11 protein-coding genes are annotated in these 23,244 nt (G+C 55.9%); 7 read left to right on the forward strand and 4 right to left on the reverse strand.

Translation table 11 applies throughout. The features are described 5' to 3' along the window. The first annotated feature begins 132 nt into the window (after positions 1-132). The 3 genes from AC6T8Q_RS00265 (at position 133) to AC6T8Q_RS00275 (ending at position 7,587) form a co-directional block, all read left to right on the forward strand. On the forward strand, positions 133-4,968 hold the full coding sequence (locus tag AC6T8Q_RS00265) for a WD40 domain-containing protein (protein WP_500677182.1): 4,836 nt from the start codon (positions 133-135) through the stop codon (positions 4,966-4,968). Between the two features lie 1,619 nt (positions 4,969-6,587). Beyond that, positions 6,588-7,046 carry a hypothetical protein gene (locus AC6T8Q_RS00270; RefSeq protein WP_500677183.1) on the forward strand — a complete coding sequence of 153 codons (459 nt, stop codon included), beginning with the start codon at positions 6,588-6,590 and terminating at the stop codon, positions 7,044-7,046. 181 nt (positions 7,047-7,227) lie between these two features. Further along, complete coding sequence (locus AC6T8Q_RS00275) at positions 7,228-7,587, forward strand: VOC family protein (protein WP_500677184.1); 360 nt, start codon at positions 7,228-7,230, stop codon at positions 7,585-7,587. A 222-nt stretch (positions 7,588-7,809) separates the two neighbouring features. Here the strand turns inward: AC6T8Q_RS00275 and AC6T8Q_RS00280 are convergent, their stop codons facing one another. From AC6T8Q_RS00280 to AC6T8Q_RS00295, 4 genes are all read right to left on the reverse strand, one after another. Further along, a complete protein-coding gene (locus AC6T8Q_RS00280) occupies positions 7,810-8,352 on the reverse strand; it encodes a hypothetical protein (RefSeq protein ID WP_500677185.1) in 543 nt (180 codons plus the stop codon). 252 nt (positions 8,353-8,604) lie between these two features. After that, positions 8,605-10,161 carry an N-acyl-D-amino-acid deacylase family protein gene (locus tag AC6T8Q_RS00285; RefSeq protein WP_500677186.1) on the reverse strand — a complete coding sequence of 519 codons (1,557 nt, stop codon included), beginning with the start codon at positions 10,159-10,161 and terminating at the stop codon, positions 8,605-8,607. A gap of 150 nt (positions 10,162-10,311) precedes the next feature. Beyond that, on the reverse strand, positions 10,312-12,324 hold the full coding sequence (locus tag AC6T8Q_RS00290; RefSeq protein ID WP_500677187.1) for a hypothetical protein: 2,013 nt from the start codon (positions 12,322-12,324) through the stop codon (positions 10,312-10,314). A gap of 10 nt (positions 12,325-12,334) precedes the next feature. Next, complete coding sequence (locus tag AC6T8Q_RS00295; RefSeq protein ID WP_500677188.1) at positions 12,335-14,728, reverse strand: multiheme c-type cytochrome; 2,394 nt, start codon at positions 14,726-14,728, stop codon at positions 12,335-12,337. Between the two features lie 321 nt (positions 14,729-15,049). Between AC6T8Q_RS00295 and AC6T8Q_RS00300 the strand changes: the two genes are divergently transcribed. The 4 genes from AC6T8Q_RS00300 (at position 15,050) to AC6T8Q_RS00315 (ending at position 23,235) form a co-directional block, all read left to right on the forward strand. Next, positions 15,050-17,419 carry a PSD1 and planctomycete cytochrome C domain-containing protein gene (locus tag AC6T8Q_RS00300; protein ID WP_500677189.1) on the forward strand — a complete coding sequence of 790 codons (2,370 nt, stop codon included), beginning with the start codon at positions 15,050-15,052 and terminating at the stop codon, positions 17,417-17,419. A 2-nt stretch (positions 17,420-17,421) separates the two neighbouring features. Next, the gene (locus AC6T8Q_RS00305) at positions 17,422-18,864 is read left to right on the forward strand and encodes a DUF1501 domain-containing protein (RefSeq protein WP_500677190.1); all 1,443 of its coding nucleotides are present in this window, start codon (positions 17,422-17,424) and stop codon (positions 18,862-18,864) included. 9 nt (positions 18,865-18,873) lie between these two features. Then, positions 18,874-20,025, forward strand: a complete 1,152-nt coding sequence (locus AC6T8Q_RS00310) for a c-type cytochrome domain-containing protein (protein WP_500677191.1) — start codon at positions 18,874-18,876, stop codon at positions 20,023-20,025. Positions 20,026-20,427: 402 nt separating this feature from the next. Next, positions 20,428-23,235, forward strand: coding sequence for an efflux RND transporter permease subunit (locus tag AC6T8Q_RS00315; protein WP_500677192.1), 2,808 nt, complete (start codon positions 20,428-20,430; stop codon positions 23,233-23,235). The last annotated feature ends 9 nt before the right edge of the window (positions 23,236-23,244 follow it).

Consider the following 23,244-nt stretch of genomic DNA (forward strand, 5'->3'; position numbering starts at 1 on the left):
TCTGGGCCAAATACAATCAAGGATGGTGTGGCGGTCCACATCGATTCTGGATTGTTTGATGTTTGCAGATATTCCCAGCGGCAGTGTGTCGCTTGCTGAGATCCTCTGCCATTTGTAGTTCTTTGAGTCGCGATGCGAACTTGCCCTGCCTGCCATACCGAAGCCGATATCAAAGCACTTGCTGCCGGACGTTGCAGCAAGTGTGGTGCGGCCTTGCATCGCGTGCCGCAGCGGAACTTGCAAGATCTTTCACAACGAGACGTAACACCGCAAGAAGCGGTCGATCTTGAAACGATTGGTAAGATCAAATCGATCGATATTGACGTTCTGGGCGAAAGTCTGACCGGGCAGACCAATATCAATCCTGACACGATTCAAACCATCGCAGGGCCTTCGTTGATCGGTGGTATGTCAGGTGAGTTCGTCGTTCAAGATGAGCCGCCCCGACAAAAGCCGAAGACCACGCCGCTGCGCGCCGAGCAGACCGTTGAGTTTGTGACCTCGGTGGAAGAGGCAATTCTTGCCGAGAGTATGGTCACGGCCCATTGGAAGGGCAACGTCGTTGGTGACGAAGCGAGTCCTGGCAAGACGATCAAGCAAGGCCGCACGGTCAGCGATGCAATCGTTACGCGGTCCTCACTGATTGTGAAGTCTCGCCAGTTTCGCGAGCCCAATCAGATCAAGCCGCCGGTGATCTCGCCAAACGATGCGCCCGACTACGAACTGCTCGAAGTGATTGGCGAAGGGGGCATGGGCGTTGTCTATTCTGCCCGCCAGTCGGCGATCGCGCGGACCGTCGCCGTCAAGATGCTCAAGAAGGCCGATGCGCAGAGCCCCGAGCAGCGCGAAAAGTTTATTTCCGAAGCGGTCGTCACGGGCGAGCTCGATCATCCTAACATTGTGCCGATTTATGATCTCGGCACCAACGACACGGGCGCGTTGTTCTACTCGATGAAGAAGGTGAAGGGGACACCTTGGGACGACGTGCTGGCCAAGAAATCGCTTGATGAGAACTTAGGCATCCTGATGCGCGTGGCAGACGCTGTGGCGTTCGCCCATGCCAACGGGGTGATTCATCGCGATCTCAAACCCGAGAACATCATGCTCGGCGACTACGGCGAAGTCCTCGTGATGGACTGGGGACTCGCACGAATTAGCGAGTCATTTCCCAACGCCTCTTCGGTGAGCCAGTCCGACGTCATGGGTGGCACACCGGCCTATATGGCTCCGGAAATGGCGACGGGACCCATCGAGCTGATCAGTTCACGCAGCGACATCTATTTGCTGGGAGCGATTCTTTACGAAGTCATTACGGGTAAGCCACCGCATTCTGGTAAGACCGTGATGGCCTGTTTGTTGGCGGCGGCGAAGAACCAGATTCCGCCGGTCGAGCATTCCAACGAACTGTACGACGTTGCTCTACGAGCAATGGCGACGAAACCGGAGCTGCGCTATCAAACCGTCCATGAATTTCAAGATGCCCTGCGCGAATATCAGTCGCATTCCGAAAGCATTCTGCTGACCGAGAGCGCCGAGAAGAATCTTTCGACCGCGGAATCGTCGGGCGACTACGAGTTGTTCTCGCGGGCGCTTTACGGCTTCGAAGAAGCGCTCGCGATGTGGGACAGCAACCAGCGTGCGCGGCGATTCTTGACATCGGCACGATTGGCTTATGCCGGTGCCGCCCTGAAACGGGACGACTACGATCTGGGTGTCTCGCTGCTTGATGCCAAAAACGAACAGCATCACGTGTTGCTCGATCAATTGCAGCGCGGGCAGCACGAACGGAATTCTCGTGTTCGCCGCTTGGCGATGCTCAAGAAAGTGGTCGCGGGACTTTTAGTGGCGGTGGTGGGGATCGTGTCCGTGTCGTTGATCATGGTGCGAGCCCAGCGCGATGAGGCTGTGGCGCAGCGGAATCGAGCGGAAGAGGCTGAGGACGTGGCGCAAGAAAACTATAAACAAGCGGAAGCGGCCCGCGAGGTCGCCGATACTCAACGCCGTCGTGCCGAAGAAGAAGAGCAAAAAGCTCTTAAAGCCGAAGAAGCCGCGGTGGCGGCGAAAGAAGCCGAGGAATACGAAGCCTACGTTGCACGGATTGGGTTAGCCAATGCCAAGGTGGTTGAGAATGCGTTCGATCGCGCAGGGGAATTGCTCGAGGAGTGCGATCCCGAGCACAAGAATTGGGAGTGGGGAAGACTCTCGTACTTGTGCAATCTGAGCGACCGAACCTGGCCCGTGGATGCTGCCGTTGAAACAGTTGCATTTGCACCGAATGGCGAAGTGTTCGCCAGCGGCGATCTCAACAACCACGCGCGGATTTTGAATCGTGAGACGGGTGAAGTCCTACATGACATCGACATCGGTGCCTACGTTCATGCGGTTGCGTTCGACCGCGAGGGCCAACGTCTGGCGGTGGGAGCCGGCGATGGTGTGATTCGCATTTACGACGTAAACAATGGCCAAGAACTCGCAACACTCCAGGGGCACGGCGATGCCGTTCTGAGCGTGCAGTTTTCGGCCGACGGAACGGAACTGCTTTCTGCCGGTTACGACAATACCGCACGGATTTGGGATTTAACGACGAATCAAGAGTTGCAAGAACTTAAACGCCACAACTGGTGGGTCTGGTCGGCGGACTATTCCCCTGATGGCGAGCGGATCGTCACGGCCAGTCAGGATGGAAAAGCGATTGTTTGGCAGCGCGGTGATGATGGTAAGTACGAATATCTGACCGAGTTTGCTCAGCATCGTGGGCCCGTGTATGAAGCACGCTTCTCGGCTGATGGTTCGCAGATTGCCACGGCGGGTTACGACCGTCGGGTGTTGCTGTGGAATCCCGACGAAGTTCATCCCGTGGATATTGGCCGACGTTTGGATGGTGCGGCCGATTTGCCCGCACCGTTTGTTGAGTTGGGTGTGCATACGGGCCCCGTGCGTTGCTTGTCGTTCGATCCCGATGGCAAGAAGCTTGCCTCGGGTGGCCAAGATAACGTGATCCGAGTTTGGGACTTAGCAACCAATACACAAGCAGGCGAACTCCGTGGCCATGCCAGCCATGTGCGCGATTGTTCTTATTCAAATGACGGTGCTTGGTTGCTTTCGGCAGGTCGCGATCAAAAGATCAAACTTTGGCAACCCGACAAATCTGCCGAGATGGTCGTGTTCAGCGATGAAGCCAATCCCGACGCGGTCTTGGCCGCTCATTATTCACGCGATGGTAAGCAGATTGTCACGGCCAGCCGCGATCGCACGGCGAGCTTGTGGAATGCGGCGGATCATGATCTGGTGCGCCGGTTTTCCGAAGGACATGAGTTCCTCGCTTCAACCGCCACGTTCTTTGACGATGGCTCGCGACTTGCCACCGGTGCTGGCGACGGCACGGTAAGGATTTGGGACGTTGCCACCGGCACGCAGCTGTTCGATATCAAAGGGACGGGCTACACCGCGGCGCTTGCCGTGTCGCCGGATGGGCAGTTGCTCGCTTCGGGTAGCACGGGCAACGACGTGCAACTATGGAACGCTAACAATGGCGAACGCGTATCTACCTTGCCAGGGCACGAAGCACCCATCACAGCAGCGCGCTTTTCGCCGGATGGTCTGTGGCTGGCAACGGGTGATGATCAAGGTCGAATCGGCTTGTGGCAACGCGATCCGCAACGCGGAGAATGGGCCGCCGTGCATTGGTTCGAGGGACATAGTCGGATCATCACGAGTCTGGGGTTTGCCGATGACAACCGCGTGCTGGTCTCGGCGAGTGGCGACAACACGTGTGGCCAATGGGATGTAGCGACCGGCCAAGAACTTCGCGACCGAATTCTCAAACATCCCGATTGGGTCGCCGAGATGGACGTCTCGGACGACGGCACACAAGTGATTACCAGTTGCGATGACGGCAAGATTCGTGTGTGGTCGCTCGCCGACGCGAAGCTGCTGGCCACGATTGAACCTTCAGACAAAGAGGTCGTTTATACCTCGGTCGATCTTTCACCCGATGGACGCTTGGCATTGGCTACTTGCTCGGCGACGGGCGAAGTTTATTTGTGGGATGTGGCTGCGAATCGCAATGCCGAACCGGAAGGGGCCTGGCTCGACTTTGCGGGGCAGGGGGGATTGGTTTGGGCTGCCCGCTTTACGCCGCAAGGGGATCAAGTTCTGACCATCGGTGGCAACGACGCACGGCTGTGGGATACCAACACGCGCGAGCAAGTGGTCCGCTTCAGTCCGCATGGTGCGGTGGCCGACGTCGATCTTTCGCCCGACGGTCGTTTGCTTGTGACGGGCAGTTGGGATCAATCGGCCAAGCTGTGGGATGCCGCTACGGGGGCCGCGGTGCGTAAGCTTGATGGCGTTCACAAAGGCTACATCAACAGCGTGCAGTTTTCGCCCGATGGCAAGCAGGTACTCACCGCCAGCGACGATGGCACGGCACGGTTGTGGGACGCGGCATCGGGGAAACCGACCGAGCAAACCTTTGGCGGTCACCAAAGCCGTGTGCGTCAGGCCCGCTTCAATGCCGATGGTTCCAAGATTGTCACAAGTTCCAACGACAAAACGGCTCGTGTTTGGAATGCGGAATCAGGTGCGGAAGAGCTCGTGCTCAAAGGACACGATTGGGCCGTGCTTTCGGGCGAGTTTTCACGCGATGGCCAGCGAATCATCACCGGTGGCGAAGACAACATCGCCATCATTTGGGACGCCACGACCGGCGAAATTCTGTTGAAGCTCGCCGGTCATACCGACAGCGTCACCGCGGTGGCCCTTTCGCCCGATGGCACGCGGGCGCTTACCGGCAGCCAGGACAACACGGTCAAACTTTGGGATGCCCACACGGGGAAAGAAATCCTCACTCTCACCGGCCATAATGAGGAAGTCACGAGCGTGAGCTTCTCGCCCGATGGCCAGGACGTGCTTTCCAGCAGCCGCGACGGGCAGACGATTCTTTGGCCGTCGCGCGATTGGAAATAGTTCGCACGTTGACTTCAGCTTTGCCAGGTTGGCCAGCTTTGCTTGGTTTGCATCTCCCTGAGTACGCAAAGCTCGATTTTTCGCGCGTCCACCGGGGTCCCAACTTTGGTGACGAAACTCCTGGGTTTTGTCACATGGTCATGTCGGAAGTGCTAGCCATTCAAGCCCTTGCGAAATTCACATGTTCCAAAATGGTCGAGTTTTGGTCGAAACGTACGAAGAAGCACGTTACAAAAGTACGTTCCATTGTTTCAGTTTTCAAAGAGCATGCCTACTAAGGGCAACACCATTATCGCGATTGCAAGGCGCTTCGCCACAACGATTCTTGGCCGGGGTGAAGATATTACACCACGTTGGAATGGAAAACACGGAGGAAAGGCAACCACGAATCAAACGAATTGCACGAATAAGACCGGCGAGCCGTAAACGTCAGTGACCGGAGAAAAAAGTAGAACCGCTGATGGACGCTGATCAACGCTAATCAGAAATAGTCTTAATGCCGAAGGTATGGCAGCTAATAGCCAGGGGTTGAAGCGAGATGAGTTCTACGAATCTTGCTGATACCCCTGGACATCTAAAAAAATCCGCCATCGGCCGAGTAGAATGCAAAATGTACCGAACGCACGTTGTCGAGGCCGAGATCAATCGCGGTCTGTTTCGTTCTCGACCATCCGCCGTCGGCATTCAACACCAACACCTCGAACGATGGAGGATTTGCCACCACATTCCAGGGGTGTCGTCGCTAAGGCTCCTCAACCCCTGGCTATTGGCTGCCATCCCTTCGGGATTAGGACGAAGAAGATGGGTGCTTCAGGTCGAACTCCTCTTGTGCTGCGCACACCGACACGAATCCGGTCGCGTTTTCACGTCGTCGGTCCGATTTGCGGATGTCGTGTCGGTGCTACCCGCTAAACACCCATTGCAGTCGCAAATCCCCTAAAAAGTAGGCACGAGATGACCGTTGTCGCCAAACACATAAGGACCAAATATTGAGTGGTCATTCTTTTGACCATGCTATGTAGTAATGGCAATGCCAATAGGCCATTAATTAACAAAGACGCTAGGGCGGCATCACTAACCCAACTTATTTTGCCAAGACCCTCAACACCCTGATCCTGCACAACTACTATTGATGCCGACACGAAAGGTACTAGCATCGAAAAAGTAACAATGCAAATGTAATTCAATCGCATGGCACTATTTGCTCCTCGAGTTCGTTGCTTATAAAAAAAGAGAGGTCCCTATCTAGCCTTTATGGACCCGACCCTTTTCTTCGATTTCTTGCTCCGAACGAAAGTGAACATAACAGATTGCGCGGCCAATTGCGAAAAATCGAGAGAAGATTTTCACGCAGAGACGCGGAGGGCGCGGGGAATTTTTGGTCGGAGCAGAAGGTTTTTGAGCCACAGAGGTCACGGAGGGCACGGAGGGGAGGTAACCATGAATCGAACGAATAGCACGAATAAGGAAGTGGGGCCAGAGGTGTCGGGTAAGGGGACAGAAGAAACTTGACAGGTAAGAACTGCTGATGCGCGCTGATTAACGTTGATATAATGCTCGAAGACTGGCCGTGGCAGATACGACTCCCGACTCCCGTCTCCCTCTCTGTGCATAAGAATATGTCTCACAACAAAGGCAAGTTGCAATTCTCTCTTAAGGAAGCATTTGTTAAATGGACTGTATGGCTCGGTGTCATCCTTTGGTTGTCGTCGCTGTTTGTGCCGACAGGAATAAAAGGTGATGACAACTACAGGGGTATTGAATTACTGATTGGGGCAATCGTACTCACTTGTGCTGGTTCAACAGCAGCAGGTAATTTGTATTTGCTGTTTAGTGTAATTGGGGTTCTGTTACAAATACTGATGCTAACAGCGCTGGTGTTTTGGTTTGGGGATAGTCGGCGCGTACTCTTGATGCGTGGCGTCTCAATATTGCTGGTTTCAGGTGCATTTATTTTTAAGTTAGCAGAACATGAACTATTTGATGCCACGGATTTCGGATTTAAGGCCTGGATAAGTTCGTTTCTGTTTGTTGGCCTAGCGATCTTCACTTACTCTTTTATGTTGCGGGACGAATAGCGTGCTCTCTACAGGCAATTTTTCCTGCTGTTTGCCATTGTTGTGAGAGGCTTTTCCTATCTGAGTCATAGCGACGGCCTTTGTTGTTTCGGATAAGAATAATTTGTCGGCGCTATTTTGTCGCCGGTCAAGTGCTGATAGCTTTGGTTTAATAGGTTAGTTATCGTTCGAGAATCAAGCCATGATTAATACGTCTCCGTTTTGCAACTTGGTTGTTCTGCGAAGTCGAGATCTCGATCAAGCACATTTATTTTACAGTGCTTTGGGGTTGAGCTTTGTCCGTCATGCGCATGGTAAGGGGCCAGAGCATCTTGCTAGCGAAGTTGATGGGCATGTGTTTGAGATTTATCCCTTACAGAACGAAGGTGGCATCACCAGCGCTACACGGGTTGGATTTGCAGTATCATCGGTTGACGATGCTTACAAGGCTGTTGTGGGCGCTGGGGGGAGTTCAATATCTGAACCTGCCGATGCTCCCTGGGGACGCCGGGCGGTGGTCGTTGATCCGGATGGTCATCGCGTTGAATTGACGGCCAAGTAAGGATACGAATTCCGCTTCTCTATCACACCGCGGCTGATAATAAGGTGCCAAAGTATTATCACGAGAGTTGGAGTGTGGCACGACATTCCATGTCGTGATTGGATTCGACACGGAGTGTCGATCTACTCATTTCCAAGTAGGGAAGGCCTCTATATCTTTCCAGAAAAAGTGTCGGGAGTCTTTAGGACTCCCGACACCTTATCAATGGTCGTCGGTTAAAATTCACCGAGGCCTGTTCGCTGGCGCGGTCTCATCCACATCCCCATAGTGCGCGTCGACGCGGTTCCAAGCATCTCGAACGGCCGGGCGGGCTCGGTCCCAATCAAGCGTCGAATTGCCGCGAGACGACTGCCATCTGCTACGAAGGTTTTCTTCGACCGCGTCCCAATTGTCCGTCTCAGCATTACCGCGTGATTCCCAGCCATAGCGATAGGCGGGGGCCACTTCGGCTTCGTAATCGAGATCAGCGCTATAGTAGTCTCGATTACGATATTCATCGCGCCAATAAGCGGCTTCGGTGGTCGGATCAATTTTCTCGGCCACTGCTTTGCCAGCGTATCCGCCCGCAACTCCGCCGATGATGGCACCAACTGCCGCGCCGATGGGTCCACCTGCTGCTCCAGCGGCCGCTCCGGCCGCTGCCCCGCCAGCTGCTGCACCAAGTCCCGCACCGACGGGGTGAGAACCGGGTTCGCCTGTGATCGCGTCAGGGTTCGCATCACGATCGTTTCGCTTATCTACATTGCGTTGAACTTGCCGTGCCATGGCATTTGCTCCTTGAAAAGTGGAATTGAGTACCTGGGTCGCGAGAGATTCGCTTGATGAAAAGAGAAGGGCAAATCATGTGCCGATGAAAGCAAGCGACTGAGCATCCGTTTGCGGTGCATTCCGATCTGTGACTGAGCCCAAACGCGCTAGCGTGGGGTTCTTTGACGGTTGAACACGGCAAACCATACGAGACATTTCCAGAACCCTCGGCTAGCGCCTCATGCTCGAAAGGAGCTTTAAAAAAACACTCTACTGAGGCTTGCGCAACGGCCGACCGGCATCGGTGACTGCCAATTGGCCATCATCAATGGCAAGCTGCCCGTTGACTAGCAAGTAATCAACACCCGTGGAAGTTTCAAACGGCGATTCAAACGTTGCGAGATCACGGAAAGTTTGCGGATCGAACACGACAACATCGGCGTATTGACCAGGGCGTAAATAGCCGCGGTTCGTGATTCCCAGAATCTCCGCGGCGAGTCCCGTGGCGCTGCGAATCGCTTGTTCCAAGGGAATGACTTGTTCTTGAATCGCGTAGCGACCAATCTTGCGGGGGAATGTACCGAAGCTGCGTGGGTGGGGCCGCGTGCCGTCGTCGATCTTCACGCCACCGTCCGAGGCCGTGGCGACCCAAGGCAAGGTCATCACATAGCGCACGTCGGCCTCATCCATGCTGAAGCTCACGCCCGCTTCGTCGCCGGTGCGTAAGATGTCGAGTGCCACGTCGAAGTCGGTGCGATTCTCTTCCTTGGCAATTTCTTCGATGAGCTTGCCGATCCACTGCGGATACTGCGGGCAACGCGCAACCATAATCCGTCCACGCTTGGCTAGCGATTCTTCGATGATGGGCCGCAACCGCGCGATTTGTTTCGGATCATTGAGCCGCTTGATGAGAGCTTCGTCGCCCCCTTCGCGTTCTTCATCGGGCAACAACATCGCGGTGATCGACGTGCTGCTGGCGTCATAAGGGTATTGATCCGCGGTGACGCGCATTCCCTCGGCTTGTGCTTTTTCGATCAAGGCCGCCCCGGCTCGCACCTTGCCCCAGTTCGGTTTGTTGCTGGCTTTGAAGTGAGAGACGTGCACGGGCAGATTGCCGCTGCGGCCGATGGCCAAGGCTTCTTCGATCGATTCAAGCAGCGTATCCCCTTCGTTGCGGATATGGCTGGCGTAGAAGCCGCCGTGCTGGCCGACGACTTTGGCCATGGCCGCGATTTCGTCGGTCGTGGCATACGCACTGGGGACGTATTGCAGGCCGGTCGTCATTCCCCACGCGCCGTCGAGCATTCCCTGTCGAGCGAGGTCAAGCATCTGCTGAAGCTCTTTGTCGGTCGGCGCGCGGCGGGTTTCACCGATCACCTTGGCCCGGACGCTCCCTTGAGGGATGAGCTGGGCGACGTTAATGCCCGGCGGAGTCTTTTCGAGTTCCTCGTAGTACTGCTTAATGTCGAGGGCACCGCCGCCGCAATTGCCAGTGACGAGCGTCGTGCAGCCCTGAGTGAGATAGCAAGCCGACGAGCGTGTTTCCGGAGCGAGGATCGGCCGCGTGGCGGCGGCTTCTCCCGACTCCTCTTTTTCGGTTTCGAGTTCAAAGTCGCTGTGGTTGTGAAGATCGATAAAGCCGGGGGCGACGATCAAGCCACTGCAGTCGATCGTTTTGCCGACTTTGTCGGTCGCGAATTTTCCCACAGCGACGATCTTATCGCCGCGGATCGCGACATCGCCGACCTTGGCGGCTTCGCCAGTGCCATCGTGAATGGTGCCCCCCACGAGCAAAACGTCGGCATCAATGGGCGCTTCGTCTGCCAATAGATGTGGGCAAACAGATGGCGGAAGCAGAAACAATAGAAACGCACAGATTAGTTTGCGATGCATGGCCAAGAATTGCCTCACGAGGAAAGGGCCAAGTGGTGGAGGGAACCACCATCTTAACGCCGCGGCGGTGAGGGGACCATACGCTTAGAATTTGCGACGAAGCTCGATACGCGCGCCGGTGATGTCGTTGGCATCTTTGATGATGCCGTACATCGCGTCGGCGCGGAGGATGAGCGTGTGGCTCAACGGCTTCTGATAACGCACGCCAAAGCCATATTCGTCGCCGGGGGCATTGCGAAATTCGGGGCTCCCCATCGTTTGCAGCGCGGCGGCTTCGACGATGAGTTGTTGTTCGAAGTTATTTCCCAGCAAGTCGACGCCCACTGCGGCACCGTACGTGTTCTGGCCCGAATCATCGAGCGTGGGGTAGCCGGTGAGCAGATCGCTTTCGAAGTTGATGCCGGTGTTCTTGAGTGGCCCTTGTAAGCGCGCCACGGATTGGGGGTGCCCAAAGCCCGCGAACAGATTCACGTAGGGAATGACGTTGTACGGATTGCGGGTGAGGAAACTGTTTTCCATCAAGAGCAACAAGCCATCGGCGGTCCGCTGGCTGCGCGGGCCGCCTTGCCCTGTGTTGGCGATCATTCGCACGGAGTTAGAAACCAGATTCAAATAGCGGCGGGTATAGCTCGCACCAATGTTGTGGTAACTCCGGCCTTCGTTTTGGGTGTCGTCAAGATAAGCGTAGCCGGCTTCGATGTAGCCTCCCTTGCTTTCGATGAAGGTGGTGAAGCCCACGACATCGGCCGCACGGGTGCTCCCTTCGAAAGCCAAATTGCTGGTGACTTCGTCGAAACCGACGAAGAGGGTCGTGTCGAAGTTCGACCAATCGAGCCACGGGTTATTGCGGGCGGGGATGGTCGCCGCCGCGCCAACGAACGCATCTTCAAACCAAATGCCGTTCTGAAACACGAGCGGAATCAAACCCACGGCGAACGGCAGGTTGAAGGATGCTTCCTGATTGTTCAAGCCACCCAGGATGTAACCCAGGTCGCCTTCAAAAAAGAGCGTATCGGTTTGCAGATTCCAAGCATCCCAGGCATCTTCAAATTTGACCGTGCCTTGATCGTAGATTAGTCCGGTGAAATCGTTGCCGTCGTCGAGTGGGCCGAGGAACATGTGGATCCGCTCGGTGGCTGTGAACGAATAATCAAGTTCGAGATTTAGTCGGTTGCCCCAGACGGTTTGCTCGTTGCCGATGTTCTGATTGAAAGCGACTGCCGAGCGGAAGTCGCCGTACACATAAAACTTTTTCATCACGAGATTCGTGAGTCCCAGTTCCGTGCCAGAACGGGGCAGGGGACCGGTGTCGTAAAACGGTAGACCCCATTCGATGGCTGGCCGCTGCACGCGGTCGAGATGCTTGTTGCCATAAATGGCGAGTTCGCCGTTGGGGTCCCAACCGAAGTTGCCAAAGTAAGGCGGTGGCGTGAAGTCATCGCCGTGGAACTGCGTAGGTGCGCTGCACGGATCGTAAACGTGCTTGCCGACCTCGAGCGTTGCCCCCTTGAGTTCGGCGGGCGATGGCATGCATTCCCACGGGGGAGCATGGGCCGACACAACTACCGGAGGTATGGGTGCCGTCAAACCATAGCGAGTTGGCCCGCGCATGTAACCCGGGTCAGCCGGTGGGGGCACGAACAATGGGGTTTGCTCACAATCGGGGCCACAGTTCAAAAGGGGCGGGCCGACAATCGGCCGGGTTACCACGGGATAGCCCACGAAAGGACTGAAGAGCAGCGGCGATTCCAACGGCGGCCGCGTCCAGCGGGGCAGGATCGACGAACGATGTCCGTAGATATTGCCCAAAACGGGTGGCAACGGACGGCATTCGGAGGCAGCGGATTGCTGGTTTGTTGGAGCAGGAGCCGTTGGGCCGTCGGCAGTGGAACTCACCGGCGGCAGGGGTTCGGGAGTGTCCGCTACCGGCGGCAGCATCGCGAGTCCGGCACTATTCGACGACGGTGATTCCGTCGCAATCGGCGTGTAATAAAACTGGGCGTATGCCGCGTGGGTGTGAAGCGCAGCAACAGCCAGGAACATGCCGACAATGTGGCAAGCTCGTGCGAATCGCGAGTTGGTGCGGTTACTTGGCATAGCGAAACAGTTAGCGAATCACGAACTCAAACGACGATTGGTGGAAATCGAGCGTCCATTCCTGCATGGTGCGCATCATCTCGGGGGTCGATTCGCAGAACCTCATGAAATACATAGGTTCGGTGCGCATTCGCATCCGAAAGCTGAGGCGATATCTGCCAGGTTCCTGGAGCAAGTGAGCGGGAATCTTGTAGGGAGCACGGCGGGAACCGAGCGGTGCGAGCGAACGGCCCTCCATGCGGATGAACGGCGGATGATTCATCACCGAGATTGGCTGGGCCCCCGGCCGCAGGTAGGGCAACTGATCGAAGTCGATGTTCACGGGAAGAAAGAACTCGCGATCGGTTCCTTTTGCTCCCGTGATCAGGAACATGGTTTGTAAGTTGAACAACTGCCAATCGAACGGCAAGCGTTTGTTGCGTACATCGACCGAGTGAATGTCGGCCAGGTCTCCCCAATTGTCTAAGTAGCCCGATTCCCACACGCGCTGTCCGTGCGGGTTGATCAGCACCACGTTGATCCAGAGTTGCGGTTGGGCTCCCAGTGAGCCCGAAGGCATGTTGTGGCCGTCGTTGGTGTTGGTCACGATGTAGTGCAATTTGAGATCTTGCCCGCGAGTGAGCGGGGTATCAAAAAATGGTCCATCCACATGCGAGCCATTTTCCATGACCATCTGACGGCTGAGCCGCTTGGCGTCGAGGCGCTTGAGATTGTCGTCGATGATTTCCCGCGCGTCGTAGCGGTCGTCGGCTTCTTCCCACACCGGCGGGAAAGTGACTTGAATTTGCCCGGCGTCGACGAGGTCTTCAAATTCTTCCGTGCCCCAACCGGCGCGAAAATCAAAGAGCAACCAATCCTGCACGGTCCAACGCAAGGCATCTTTGTTGTGTGGGAAGATGCCGGGATGCGCGATGGAATAGCCGGGACCATAGAAAATATGGTTGGCGTGCTTGCGATGGTTGTTCACCGACTTGTCGTTCACGAGCGCCGCGGGGCCCACTTCGTAACCGCTCGCTACGCCGGGAATGCGACCCATGTGGCAATCTTGGCACGAGATCCCCTTTTTGCACGCCGGTGAGGCGCGGTATTGTTCCCACACGACTTCGAGCTTGATGCCCGGTTGAACGGCCACTTGATGGCACGACACACAGAATTCAGGTTTTGAAAGTTGATCAAAGTAGAAGCCCGCGACGTGCATGTCTTGGCCGGGGCCTGGCTCGTCGGGCGAGGTTTTGACTTTGAATTCATTCTTGCGAGCGATCACCTCGGCAACGCCGCTGCCACCGATGGAACCGTAAACCGGGGCGAAAACGTCGCCTGGCTCGATGCGGCGTTCGCCGTTCACTTTGCCGTAGCGTTCATTCACACGATGGCAGGCCACGCAGGTGACCCCTTCGCGAACCACTTGGGGGACATCCCAAATTGGCGCTGCGCGGGAGATACCCAAGCTCGTGCCAACGGGCGAGTGACAGCGATAGCAGAAATAACCGATCGTCCCTTGGGAGAGGTCATAAATTTTCTGCTCGAACTTGTGGAACATGGGAGAGACCGACGCATAGGCGTGGCTCGAGATGCTCCACTCGTCGAAAAGTTTCTGGTGACATTTCGCGCATTCGAAGGCCGAAGGGTAAAGCGATTCGGCGACGAATTCGCAGTAGGTTTGTTTGTCTTTGGAACCGGCCGATGCTGTCTGTTGAGGCTTCACGCTATGCGGCGCGAGATTATTGGGCACCGGTGCCGGTGTGAAGGGGCTCACAGGTAGCGGGAGCGATTCTTGGCCGGTCGAGGGTAGGGGCTTGGGTTCTTCTTGAGGCGTGGGCGTGATGGAATCGTCAGTGGTGACGGGTTGCTCGACATCGGGGAGTTGGATGGGTGTTTCGTCTTCGGTCGGGGGGAGTTCGATGGGGGGGTGGGGAGGTTGAGTATTGTTCTCAGCACCGCCCGCTGAAGCGGGCTCGCCTGTGGCGGCATCGCTCTTCCAGAGGAGGTCGGGGACGCCGTCGAGGAGGTCGTTGGGGTTGCTTGCTGAAGTGGGTTGCGAAATCACGCGGGGTTGCGCGCTCGTGTTCATCGCAACTCTTATAGGGTGCGGATAGCGGACGCTGGGGACATTCGCGCTGGCGGTCCGAACTTCGGGCGGTACCACTTCACCGCCAAGGGCTTGGGGACCTTCGATGGCTAACACCATCCAACCGGGGCAGCCGGCCTGCGCGAGCGCTTGCTCGATCTGCCCGAAGTTGTCGTTGGGTAGTTCGCCACTGATGAGTTGGATGTGCGAATCGTCAGTCTGTTCGAGGATTGATGGCGTCTGTGCATGCCACCAGCCGACGAGCGCGCTCAGTCCCACGACCGCGGCGATCCCCAACCACGTTCTTTCCAATAGGCTTTGCGTGTTTCGCCTCATGCAGGTTTGCCTTCTGATGTTCTTGGCCGTGATCTGCTCGGGCAGGTAATAAGTAGACGAGGGCCGATTGCTAGCACCCTCTGCCGGGGCATTCGGCTGTTCAAGTTGATCGAACCGTTAGGAGCAGCAATCTGAGAACTTTCAGTACAACCGTTACAGCTTCACATGCGGCGAATCGCCACGGTGGCAGCGAATGAGAGTTCAAGTGACCTCTGAAATTGCAGTATTTCCGAGTTTTGCTGCGCATTTTCGGGAATTGGTCATGCTGTAATTGCAGGATAGAATGCAAGTTCTCGTCCTACACACTTTTCCGAGGTGAGCGTGGCTCGCAATTGTTGGCTATCACTGAAATATTTGACGCTGATAGCAGTGTTCGTCGCTGGACATTGTGCTTGGGCCAACGAGGTCGACTTCAACCGCGACATCCGGCCGATCCTGTCGGAGAATTGCTTTCGTTGCCACGGCCCCGATTCCGGGACCCGGGAAGCCGACTTGCGGCTCGATCAAGCAGAAGCAGCGCTGGCGGATCGTGGGGGTTATGCAGCGATTGTGCCGGGCGACCCGGAGTCGAGCGAATTTTGGAAGCGGATCGTTTCGACCGACGACATCGATCGCATGCCTCCGCCCGATGCGGATAAAGAACTCAAGCCCGAGCAAATCGAATTGCTCACCCGTTGGATTAAGGAGGGTGCCAAATGGTCACCGGCTTGGTCCTATGTGGCGCCGCGGCGGCATGATGTTCCACCCATCAAGAATGCGCAGGCGGCACGGAATTGGATCGACAATTTTGTGATTTCACGACTGGAGCGAGAAGGTATTTCTCTCAATCAACCCGCCGATGCCGTGACGCTTGTGCGGCGGTTGTCGTTTGATCTCACCGGTTTGCCACCGTCGCAAGAAATGGTGGATGCGTTCGTCGCGGATCCAAGCGAGGCCGCTTACGAAAAGTTGGTGGATCAACTTCTCGCGTCGCCCCATTATGGCGAACGGATGGCGATGACGTGGCTCGATCTGGTGCGCTTTGCCGACACGGTGGGCTATCACGGCGATCAGTTGCACAACATTTGGCCGTACCGCGATTACGTGATTCATGCCTTCAACACGAACATGCCGTTCGATCAATTCACACGTGAGCAGCTTGCGGGAGATTTGTTGCCGGACGCGACTGAAGATCAATTGATCGCCTCGGGTTACAATCGGCTGCTGCAAACCTCGCACGAGGGGGGGGTACAGCAGAAAGAATATCGGGCGATTTACCTTGCTGACCGCGTGCGGAATGTTTCGCAGGTCTGGATGGGAGCCACGGTTGGTTGTGCGCAATGCCACGACCATAAATACGATCCTTACACGGCTAAGGATTTTTATGCATTGGGAGCATTCTTTGCTGACGTCGACGATGAGGCCCATTTGCGTTCCGATCGCGGCGGTTTGGACACGTCGCCGACGCTTCGTAAACCGGAATTGGAAGTTCTCAGTGTTTACCAACGCGAGCAACTTGCCAAACTGGACAAACAAATCGTCACGCTGCAGGAAGACGATCCTTCCCGCGTCGCGTTGCAGAAAGAACGCGATGAATTGGCCAAACAAAAATCCCCGACGATGATTTCGCACAGCGTCGAGCCGCGAACGGTACGCGTGCAAGCTCGTGGCGATTGGCAGGATGAAAGTGGTGCGATTGTCGATCCAGCGATCCCGGAGTTCTTAGGCGAAGTCAACAAAAGTCAGCCAACTCGTGCTTCGCGATTGGATCTGGCGAATTGGTTCACCGATACCGAGCAAGGTGTCGGTGGATTAACGGCACGCGTGATGGTCAATCGTTATTGGGCGATGCTGTTTGGCGAGGGATTGGCTCGGGTGCTTGATGATTTAGGCGGACAGGGTGAACCGCCTTCGCATCCGGAGTTGCTCGACAACTTAGCCGTTGAATACGTCGACAGTGGTTGGGATACCAAACACATTTTGAAATTGATCGTGATGAGCAACGCCTATCGGCAAAGCTCGCTCACATCGCCAGAACTCAGGCAACGCGATCCGCTGAATGTGCTGCTCGCACGGCAAAACAGTTTTCGCTTGCCAGCGGAATCGGTGCGCGACACGCTCTTGGCGGTGAGTGGTCTGCTTGACGAAACGGTGGGCGGACGCAGCGTGCGGCCTTATCAACCCCCCAAGTATTTTCGCTATTTGAATTTCCCCAAGCGGGAATATGAGCAAGATCAAGGCAGCGAACAATGGCGGCGTGGCGTCTACATGCACTGGCAGCGGACGTTTTTGCATCCGATGCTCAAAGCGCTCGACGCCTCGACGCGCGAAGAATGCACCGCTCGTCGACCACGTTCTAATACGGCCTTGGCCGCCTTGACCTTGCTCAACGATCCCAACAGCATTGAAGCGGCACGCGGTTTGGCCGCGGAAGTGTTGGCCAACGACTCTCAGACTTCTGACGAGCAGCGAATTCAAATTGCGTTTCAAAAGGCCACTTCGCGGTCCCCGGATGAGACGGAGCGTGGCGTCTTGCAAGAGTTGCTCAAAGCAAGTCGCGCGCATTTTGCGAGCCAGCCAACGGCCAGCGATGAGTTGCTGGCCATTGGTATGTCGGACGTCGGCGCGGATTTGTCACGCCACGAGCTTGCCGCTTGGACGAGCGTCTCGCGCGCAATTTTGAATATGAGCGAAACGACCACGCGGAATTAACCATGAATCCTTCGCACTTTGCTGCCTACCAACATCAACTCAGCCGCCGGACGTTTTTGTCCCGTGCCGGTTTCGGTTTGGGTGCGACCGCGCTTTCGACGTTGTTGAACCACGATTCGCTGAGCCGCGCGTCAGCAAGTCCGCAACTGGCGATCCCGGGATTGCCACACATTCCCGCCAAGGTGAAGCGAGTCATATTTTTGTACATGTCGGGCGGCCCCTCGCATTTGGAAACCTTCGACTACAAGCCGAAGCTCGCTGCACTCGACGGCAAGCCGATGCCGGATTCGTTCACCGCTGGCCAACCGATTGCTCAGCTACAAGGTCAGGTGCTCAAAGCGCAAGGTCCGCTCACGAAGTTTGGCCGCTACGGCCAAAATGGTCAGACGATTAGCGATTTCTTGCCGTTTCATCGCCAGATTGCCGACGACATTTGCATTATCAAGTCGATGGTCACCGAGCAGATCAATCACGATCCGGCCCACACGTTTATGAACACGGGTACGGCGATCAGTGGCCGGCCATCGATGGGTTCGTGGATCAACTACGGATTGGGTTCCGACAATCAATCGCTGCCAGGCTTTGTCGTGATGACAAGCGAAGGGGGACGCGATCCGCAGCCGATCGCGCCGCGGATGTGGGGTTCCGGTTTTCTGCCAAGCCAATTCCAAGGCGTTCCGTTCAATTCAAGTGGCGAGCCGGTGTACTACATCGAAAGCCCCGCCGGTGTTTCCGACGATTTGCAGCAGCAAGTGGTCAACAGCGTGCGCGCGCTTGATTCCCACCATCACGAGCAAACGCAAGATCCCGAGTTGCTGGCGCGACTCGCTGCATATGAAACGGCATTTCGCATGCAAACCTCGGTGCCGGAACTTTTGGATTTGGCCGACGAGCCCGAGCACATCCTCAAAATGTATGGGGCCGTGCCAGGGGACGGTTCGTTTGCCTCGAATTGCTTGCTCGCGCGGCGCTTAGCGGAGCGCGGTGTGCGATTCATTCATCTTTATCATCGTGACTGGGATCACCATGGCGATTTGGTGAAGCACATGCACACGTGCTGCGGCTGCACTGATCAGGCGAGTGCTGCGTTGATTATGGATCTCAAACAGCGCGGCATGTTGGAAGAAACGCTTGTGGTGTGGGGCGGCGAATTCGGCCGTACGCCGATGTACCAAGGCAAGGGTGGCCCCGGGCGTGATCACCATATCAAAGGTTTTTCGATGTGGGTCGCGGGTGGCGGCATTCGCCCCGGAATTTCTTACGGCGGCACCGACGAATTGGGTTATCATGCCGTAGATAAGCCGGTGCACGTACGGGACTTACATGCAACGATGCTGCACCAGTTAGGAATCGATCACAAACGCTTCACATATAAATTCCAAGGACTCGACATGCGGCTCACGGGCGTGGAAGAAGCTCACGTGCTGCACGACATTCTGACTTGAGAACGTATCATGAAACAGTCTTACGCATTTCTAATTGCCTTGCTGGTTGCTGCTCCTGTCTGTGGAGTTGATTTCCAGAAAGAGATTCTCCCGATCTTCGAGTCGCACTGCGTCAAATGCCATAACGCCGACAAGGCGATGGGGAAGTTGAAGCTCGACTCCGCGGCAGGGATTGAAGAAAAGTGGGCGGCAGACGCTCATTTGCTCACCAAGGGTGAACCCGATCAGAGCGAGCTCTATGAGCGGCTCGTTTTGCCGAAAGACGACAAGAAGCGAATGCCCAAGGGGGCCGATCCATTGGATCAAGATTCCATTGATTTGATCGCCGCGTGGATCAAGGAGGGGGCGCCGTTCACAGCTGCTGTGGCACCTGCCGCGGATCAACCTGCTGCTGATACCCCTGCCGAAGTAGCGGCTCCCCCTGAGCAACCGGCTTTGGAGCCGTTGCCGCTTCCCGAGGTACCCGCCGCGCCGCAGGAGGCGATCGATCAATTGATCAAGTCGGGGGCCAAGGTGATGAATTTGTACTCGGGGAGCAATCTGCTCGAAGTGACGTTCGTTGTTGCTCCTCAACCCCCAACGGATGAAACGATGAAACTGCTCGCCAGCGTGGCGCCGCAGGTGATGATGCTTAATCTGAAAAATGCGCAAGCGACCGGTGCCGGTTGGAGTGAGCTAGCCAAACTGACGAATCTCACGGCGCTCAACGTTCAGAATTCGTCTTTCTCCGATGCCGCGGCTAAGAATCTTGAGGGGTTGGAGCGTTTGGAGTCGCTCAATTTGTATGGCACGGGGGTGACCGATGCGGTGCTGGAACCGCTCAAATCTTTGCAGCGGCTGCAAAAGCTTTACTTATGGAAAACCCACGTTACCTATGACGCCGCGGCGGCGTTTGGCAAAGAGAAGCCTGATTTGGAGTGGAACTTGGGATGGGACCATCCCGTGGTTGCGCGCAAGCGTTTGGAAGAGCAGAAGCAAGATTTCGCTGAGCTGCTCAAGCAAACGGAAGCGGAAGCGAACCGTCTCAAAACTGACTTGCAGGTTGCTGAGGAGGCTCATAAGACGGCCCAAGAGCGGCTCAAAGAAGTTGAAGATTCCCTCTCTAAACTCAGCGATGAGCCCGCGGCCGAGCAAGAAAAGTCTGCGACGAAGCCTGAATAAGTACGTTTGCGGAATGCCGATGCGGTAAACATCAAATCTGTAAGTCGTTGTCGTTCAAGCAGTTAATCGACAATTGTGGCTCACGGCTGCTCATTGGCCATCTGGGGACGGACTAGGACCACCGGCATTTTCTGGCTATTTTGGAGAGCTTTCGCCCAGCACCTTGCCAACTAGGTGAGGTTTGCGGGCTGTGGGGTCTGGATAACCGCCCCAAACGTAATTTGCTTTGTGCGGTTTATTCCGTCGATGGATACCCTACGCAAGCGGATTTAAGGATAAACGGCCAGCCTCGGGGGGGAGTTCCCTACTCGTCTCCGACCCCAGCTTGGCAACTTGCGGACATGGTTTGTAGTTGACACTCGGCGCGATTCACGAAGAAAAACTCCGAAAGACAGGCTTTTGATGAAACGTTCGTTATTCATTCTCCTACTAACGATAGTCATCACGCCCTTCATTTTTTACGGTGCGTTGCGCGCCGTCATAGGCAATAAAAATAACGTCGCCGACTGGCTGCCTTCGAGCTACGAAGAAACCAAGCAACTCGGTTGGTTCCGCGAACACTTTGTCGCCGACCAATTTGTGATTATCAGCTGGGATGGCTGTAATCTCGGTGACAAGGATCAGATCGAAAAGAAAGACGATCCACGAATCGCCAAACTTGAAGCGGCCTTACTGAACGTCACGCTCAAGAATCCTGACGGCAGCGAGATTCATTGCTTCAAGAACGTCACGACCGCTCGCGAAGTGCTCAACGAACTGACCGGTCCTCCCACGGAACTCAAATACAACGAAGCCCTCGAGCGGTTGAAAGGCTCGCTTGTCGGATCGAATGGGTCACAAACCTGCTTGATCGCGACGCTCGACGACCAGGCCACCGGTCGTCTGCGCGACGTGATTGGTCGACCCGTCACTCGTAAGCTTTATCTGAGAAAGCGCGTCACGACGCCCTTGTTCCAGGCGCTGGCCGAAGCAGGAATTACGGTCAGTGAAGTTCGCTTGGGAGGGCCGCCGGTCGACAATGTTTCGATCGACGAAGAAGGTGAGCGTACCCTGCTGAAGCTGGCCCTACTTTCCGGTGCGTTTGGCTTGGGGCTCACTTGGTGGTCGCTCCGCAGCTTGCGAATGACATTTATTGTGTTTTTCTGCGGCATCCTGAGCGCCGTGATGTCGCTCTCTGCGGTGTGGGTTTTTGGATCGTCGATGGATGCGATTCTGATGTCGATGCCGGCGATGGTTTACGTGCTCGCCGTCTCGGGCTCAATTCACTATATCAATTACTACCGCGAAGCCATTCACGATGGTGGTTTTGAGGGTGCCGTCTATCGAGCCCGTCGGCACGCTTTTGGTCCTGCTTTCTTGTGCTCGATTACAACCGGTATCGGCCTGGCCTCCTTAGGCCTGAGCGACATCATTCCGATCGGCAAATTCGGCTACTTCTCGGCCTTGGCTGTCTTCACGATGCTGATCGTGTTGTTTATCGTACTGCCGGCGATCATGGTGGTCTGGCCTTGGCATCCACCCGAGTTGACCAAAGAGGGCAATTTCACCGAGGACAAGGATAAGAACAAGGTTTCACTCGTCAATCAAAAGGGCCTGTGGCGTGGCGTTGCTCGTGGTATCGAACGCCGCTGGGGTTGGGTGATGACGGGGTCGTTAGCGACGATTGCTATTCTCTGCATGGGATTGCCGCGGGTCACAACGTCGATCGATCTTTTGAAACTGTTTCAGGACGACGCTCAGCTATTGCAGGATTACCGCTGGTTCGAAGCGAATTTGGGCCGACTGATTCCCATGGAACTCGTGTTGCGGTTTCCACCCGAATCGCGTCAAGAAGACTTGTCGCCCAGCGCTCGTCCCAGCCAAGTGGCTAAGACGCTTACCTTCGTCGAGCGGCTCGAGATGGTGGGGCGTGTGCAGAAGGCCATTCAGGATAAGCTTGGTGCAGAGGGCTCTGATCTTGTGGGTGCCACGATGTCGGCGATGACATTTGCCCCCGATATGGGGAGCGATAGCAGCGGTTTCGTGAATAACACCGTTCGCTATGTGATCAGCAAAGAGATGGTCGAGCATCGCGCCCAGCTTGAGCGTTCCGGTTATCTGGCGATGGATAACAACAATAATGACGAATTGTGGCGAATCAGCGTGCGTGTCGCGGCATTTCACGATCTCGATCATGGCGCCCTGCAAGCACATTTGCGCGAGGCCATCGATCCCGTACTGGCAACGCAGCAGGCAAGCCTCGTTGCGCTGCGAACCATGGTTTCACAAAACGGCGAAATGCCCACCGGCAGCAACGTCTTGGTGTGGACCGACGAAGCACAACGCCAACAGGCTATTGATTTGGCCACGATGTTGCAGCTTAAGCGGATCAAAGTGCAACGCTTGGAAAAGCCGTTCGAACGACTCAACGAGAAGCAAGTCCAGGTACTCAAGAAGTTTGACGGCGTCGTTCTCGCAGCCAATGTGGACACGGCCGATCAGATTCAACTCATTCGCTCGGGCGTGACCGTGCTCGGGCAATTGCGTCCCACGTACAAGGAGGGAATCGACCATGCCACCGCAGGCAGCATCGTCTACACCGGCGTGGTTCCCATTGTTTACAAAGCTCAGCAAGCGCTGCTCGATAGTCTCGTGGAAAGCACAACTTGGTCCTTCCTAACAATCACGCCGTTGATGATGTTTGTCTGCAAAGGGATCGGAGCCGGAGCCGTGGCCATGTTGCCCAACGCTCTGCCGATTCTCGTGGTGTTTGGCGGCATGGGATGGTTGGGAATTCCCGTCGATATCGGCTCAATGATGGCGGCGAGTATTGCGCTTGGCGTGGCCGTCGACGACACGATTCACTATTTGTCGTGGTTCCGAGAAGATCTGGTAAAAACAGGCAATCGCAGAGACGCAACCATCGCGGCGTATTCGCGCTGTGCCACACCGACGCTGCAGGCAGCCTTGGTCAACGGACTCGGTCTCTCGGTGTTCGCCGTGAGCAGCTTCACACCCACGGCCCGTTTCGGGTGGCTGATGCTGACCATTCTTATCGCGGGCGTGATCGCAGAGCTCGTGATGTTGCCTTCGCTGCTCTTTAGTCCGTTAGGTAAGGCCTTCGAACTTCCCAAGGAAGAAAAGAAACGGTGGGTTCCCAAACTTCATTTGGGAACGCGGAAAAAACAGCCCGCCAGTTCGGCTTTGGTCGGACAGGCCGCGGAATCGTAATTCCGCCTG

The sequence above is a fragment of the Bythopirellula sp. genome (assembly GCF_041737835.1).
Taxonomy (GTDB): Bacteria; Planctomycetota; Planctomycetia; order Pirellulales; family Lacipirellulaceae; genus Bythopirellula.